The 5074-nt window shown below is 33.8% G+C and carries 6 protein-coding genes; all 6 read left to right on the top strand.

All coding sequences use genetic code 11. The annotated features are described in order from the left end of the window. The coding region (locus GTR01_RS24260) for an RHS repeat-associated core domain-containing protein (protein ID WP_160140278.1) at nucleotides 1-3081 on the top strand (3081 nt) is incomplete at its 5' end. Beyond that, on the top strand, nucleotides 3062-3598 hold the full coding sequence (locus tag GTR01_RS24265; protein WP_160140279.1) for a hypothetical protein: 537 nt from the start codon (nucleotides 3062-3064) through the stop codon (nucleotides 3596-3598). The genes GTR01_RS24260 and GTR01_RS24265, both read left to right, overlap by 20 nt. A 47-nt stretch (nucleotides 3599-3645) precedes the next feature. Next, nucleotides 3646-3852 (top strand): hypothetical protein, encoded by a 207-nt coding sequence (locus tag GTR01_RS24270; RefSeq protein ID WP_160140280.1) that lies wholly within the window; start codon nucleotides 3646-3648, stop codon nucleotides 3850-3852. 13 nt (nucleotides 3853-3865) lie between these two features. Continuing rightward, the gene (locus tag GTR01_RS24275; RefSeq protein ID WP_160140281.1) at nucleotides 3866-4363 is read left to right on the top strand and encodes a hypothetical protein; all 498 of its coding nucleotides are present in this window, start codon (nucleotides 3866-3868) and stop codon (nucleotides 4361-4363) included. A gap of 225 nt (nucleotides 4364-4588) precedes the next feature. Next, entirely contained in the window at nucleotides 4589-4834 is a 246-nt protein-coding gene (locus GTR01_RS24280) for a hypothetical protein (protein ID WP_185155165.1), read from the top strand. A 54-nt stretch (nucleotides 4835-4888) separates the two neighbouring features. Further along, nucleotides 4889-5074, top strand: a 186-nt coding sequence (locus GTR01_RS24285; protein WP_160138522.1) for a transposase, incomplete at its 3' end; no start/stop codon positions are given.

Genomic DNA, 5074 nt, shown 5'->3' on the forward strand with positions numbered 1-5074 from the left:
ACCAAGACGACATGGGAGAACGGAGCTACCAAAAGTGAGTTAAGCTTATCTCCTGCTACAACTTATGCTCCCGGAACATTATATAAAAACACGGTCACAGATGAAGACGGAAATCCAACAGTGGAATTTAAGAATGGAAGAGGGCAGACCTTGTTAGTAAGAAAAGTGAATTCTACTGAAAATGCGGATACTTATTATGTGTATAATGAATATGATCAGTTAGCCTTTGTCATTCCTCCCAAAGCAGTCAACAAGGGGACGGGTGAGTCTTTACTTAATGATCTTTGTTATCAGTACCGATATGATAGCAGAAACCGTCTGGTTGAAAAGAAACTCCCAGGAAAAGGTTGGGAATATATGGTGTATGATAAAGCGGATAGACTAGTTTTAACCCAAGACGCTAATCTAAGGGAGAAAGGACAGTGGGTATTTACCAAATATGATCAGCTTTCACGGCCCATTTATACAGGTATATTAGACAGTCCGCCGGGAAGAATTCAACAATCTTCTGTAATCGAAGGGCATGGCTCCAATAGTGAAACCAGATCCGTAAATAGCTGGAATAATAGTGGAATAGATGTTTTCTATACCAGCAACAAGGCTTATCCTACCAGTAATTTTAAACTTCTAAGTATCAATTATTATGACACTTATCCTAGCTATAATTTTAATCCTCCATTTCCATCAACTATTCAGGGAGAGGCTACTTTAACAGAAACCATCTCTTCAGAAGGTAGAAGCACCAAAGGGCTTCCTGTGATGAGTCTGGTAAAGAATATCGAAAATGACGGCTGGACAAAGAACTACACCTATTACGACACCAAAGGAAGAGCGATTGGAACACATTCGATCAATCATTTGGGCGGATATACCAAGACAGAATCCAAATTGGATTTTGCGGGAGTTCCAACCCAAGTTACAACCAGGCATTTAAGAAGACAAAATGATGTTGGAGTTACAATCAATGAACGATTTGAGTATGATAATGGCAACAGGCTTGCCAAACACTGGCATAAAGTGGATGATCAGCCGGAAGTCTTGTTGGCAGAAAACACCTACAATGAACTTTCCCAGTTGACAAATAAAAAAGTAGGAAACAACCTTCAAAGTATTGATTATGCTTATAATATTCGTGGTTGGATGACAGATATTAATCAAAATGAAATGTCACTTCCGGATCTTGGAGGGAAATTATTTTCCTATAAAATAAAATACAATCAAGTAGAAGGACTTACCAATCCGGATCCGACACAGTTTTCAGGGAAGAATGTGAAAGCCAGGTACAATGGAAATATTGCAGAAGTAGATTGGAGAGCCGTGGAATCTCTTGGAGCCAATCCCTTATCTACCCCTAAAAGATACGGTTATGCCTATGATGGTTTAGATAGATTGACTGCCGGATATTACCAGAACCCTACCAATGCCTGGAGTAAGGAAAATACGGAATCTATAGACTATGACCTGAATGGGAATATCTCGAAAATGTACAGAACCAGTATTGTTGAAAATAATAATACTGCCACTGTTATTGATGAACTTAACTATACTTATTCCGGGAATAAACTTACCAATGTTCATGATACAAGAAATAATCCCTCCGGATATGAAGGCGGGGGCAATACCATTACCTATGATCTGAATGGGAATATGGAAAATATGAAGGATAAAGGAATTAGTTCCATCGCCTACAACCATCTCAATCTTCCCAATAAAATGAGTATACTCCAGTCCGGAGTTGGGCTTACGTATTTATATGGAGCCAATGGTATAAAGCTTCAGAAAGTGAACTCCACTATTGAATGTGGTATTATAGATTGTTATACAGTGAATGCTATATCAGATTATTTGGATGGCTTCCAGTATATGAGTACTTCAATCAGCAGAGGTAATGGCGGAGAGACTGAGTTATTGTCTAAAAGCAGAGAAATGTCTAAAGCCATGGAAATACAGGCTTATGCTCTTAATGATACAATTCAACCTATTGATCCGGGTATTCATCCACCCATTGGAGGGGCGTTGAAGGATACCTCTCTATCTTTTTTCCCCACAGCAGAAGGGTATTATGATTACAAAAAAGATCAGTATATTTACCAGTATAAGGATCATCTTGGCAACGTGAGAATAAGTTTCGGAAGAAACAGCAAAGGCGCTCTTGAAATCACCGATGCCAATGATTATTATCCATTTGGAATGAATCATTTGAAATCAGGATATGCATTTTTTGGACAGAGTACTTATAAAAATTATAAGTACAATGGTAAGGAGCTGCAGGAGACAGGAATGTATGATTATGGAGCGAGGATGTACATGCCTGATTTGGGTAGATGGAGTGTTGTTGACCCATTGGCGGAGAAGATGACCAGACATAGTCCTTATAATTATGTATTTAATAATCCATTAAGGTTTATAGATCCAGATGGAAGGCAGGGAACTGATATTTACAAATGGGATAATGCTGGAAAGTTAACTAATGTTGCTCCTTCTGAAAGAGATGTAATTTATGCTGAAAATCAATTTGAAAAAGATGGGAAAACTCTTAAAGAAAGTGCTCAGGGCGTAGATGTTGGAGAAAAGGGTTATGTAGAAAATAATAAACAAGAAGTAAAACTTACTACACCTATTATTGAGTCTAAAACTGGAGCAAAATCAGAAATTATGACAACTTTAAAATTGAAGGATTCAGGTAAGGCATTAGAGCTGGCGGAATATATGTATAAAAATGGAACTAATGAATTTACCAATGGTACTTATATTTCATCTTCTGGAGAGTCTAGATCTGTAGTTTCTACGTTTGGATTAAAAGGGTCTTCTCCGGTTGATCCTAGGCATCTCGGTATGGATGGTTTTTCATCAAAAAATGATGTTTTTCGATTATTTAAACATGATCATAATCATCCATCTAATTCTTTGCCAAGTGGTTACTTGAAGGGAGGAGGAAATGTTGGAACATATAGATCTGCTTGGGCAGGTCACTATGACTATGATAATACGACAGAGCCTCTTTATCAAAATACAGTTTTTAGAGTTTATAGAAATGGATCTTATACAACATATGATAAAAATGGAACTGATAAAAAATAAGTTAACAATAATTTTAATATTCATATTTCAATTATTATCCTCACAAACACCAACTGTCTCGAAAAAATACAATTTCGATAATTTTATTAATGCATTTATTGATATTAATAATGATAATAATTTTAAACCCAATTTATCGATTATTCATATATCAAGCTTTTACTATGACCAAAAAGGGTATTTAATTACTATTACACGAGATAATATTGAATCTATAATGGTAAATCCAAAGGCTGCAAATTTGAAATATTTTAAATACCGAGGCTTTGATTTATTACTTCAGGGAAAAACATGTGAAGATGTTACTTTCTTAGAAAAAATTATAAAGGAAAGGTCTCCTTCAAATTTTTCTAACATTAAATTTAAAAAACCATATGAGAATATTTCTTATACGCCTTATCAATGGTTTCTTTTTTTTGATAAAAAAATGAATTTAATGGTTTCTACATTCCCAGAGGAGGAGGATATCATAAGGAAGGTTTTAGAAAAGTATAATATAAAGATGCCTAAAGAATAATAATTATAAGTACAACGGGAAGGAGCTACAGGAAATAGGTATGTGCTATGCAATTTACAGGAGCAGAATTATCGTTAGGAGCACATTATAATAGTGTAGTTAATTCTAGCACAAATGGTTATAGTAGTCAGTTAGATTCTTCTGATGATCAACTTTCTATATCTAGCGGAGTGCTTTTTTCAGATAAGTACAATTATGGAGACTTGCAAATTCAAGTAACTGTGGGAACTCCTACACCAGCTAATACACCATAAAACTTAAATCAAATTGAAAAATGAAAAAAATTATTTATTATTTACAATATCTTGTAAAAGTAACTATGAAAAAGAATTTATTAACAGATATTCGAATTATAGTTTTTCAAATTATCAAGGAAGTGAGATTTACGTAAGAGGGTTTACTTCAAGAAATTTCCCAATAATATTTTTAGAAAGTATCAAGAATAATAATTTTGTACGACTGACGATAAATTATAATAAACAGTCTAAGAGTATTATTGATGTAGAAGAGAGTTATCCAAAAGATTCTTTAAAAGAGAATTTAAAAATTAATGCTAATAATCAACTGAAAAAACTCACAGCAGACTTTGTTGATATGAATATTTATTATTTAAAAGTAGATAGTTTAGGTAATGTATATGTTAAACCTTCTGTTGATGAACACTCTCCAGTCATAGGGAAGTTTATTTCAGAGGAATATAGAAAAAAAATATTTGTAAAAAGTATTTCTCTAAAAAATGGATGGTATAAAGAAATTTATGATTAGATAATTTGTAAGAATAAGATTGTATTATTTATAAAAAAAACTTGCTGGTGCGAGTGTCATGCTCGTATCCAATGAATAAAATACCCCACGTTGCCGCACGAATCCTTTTGTGTGGCATTTTTTTTAATTATTGCTTCCCTTAGGCAATTTTATATCTTTACCTAAAACATAACAATGAGTAATTATTCTAATGAAAAAACATCTTGACTAAGAATGACATTTAAAATGGTTAATTTATCTTTTTTCCCCACAGCAGAAGGGTATTATGATTACAAAAAAGATCAGTATATTTATCAATACAAAGATCACCTTGGCAACGTGAGAATAAGTTTCGGAAGAAACAGCAAAGGCGCTCTTGAAATCACCGATGCTAATGATTATTATCCTTTTGGAATGAATCATTTGAAGTCAGGATATGCATTTTTTGGACAGAGTACTTATAAAAACTACAAGTATCAAGGACAAGGGTAAACTTCCCTGTTTTTCAGACAAATTAAAATTATTAAATTTAGTTTGTTAAACATTATGAAAAAGAGCAAATTTTCAGAACATCAGATTATCAATATTCTGAAAGAATATGAATCTGGGAAAGCGACAAAAGATATTTGTCGTGAGCATGGAATTTCAGCAGCTACTTTCTACCAGTGGAAGCAGAAATACGGAGGAATGGATGCACAACATCTTAAGGAACTTAAAGCGTTACAGGAAGAG

Source organism: Chryseobacterium sp. c4a (assembly GCF_009900745.1).
Classification (GTDB): Bacteria; Bacteroidota; Bacteroidia; order Flavobacteriales; family Weeksellaceae; genus Chryseobacterium.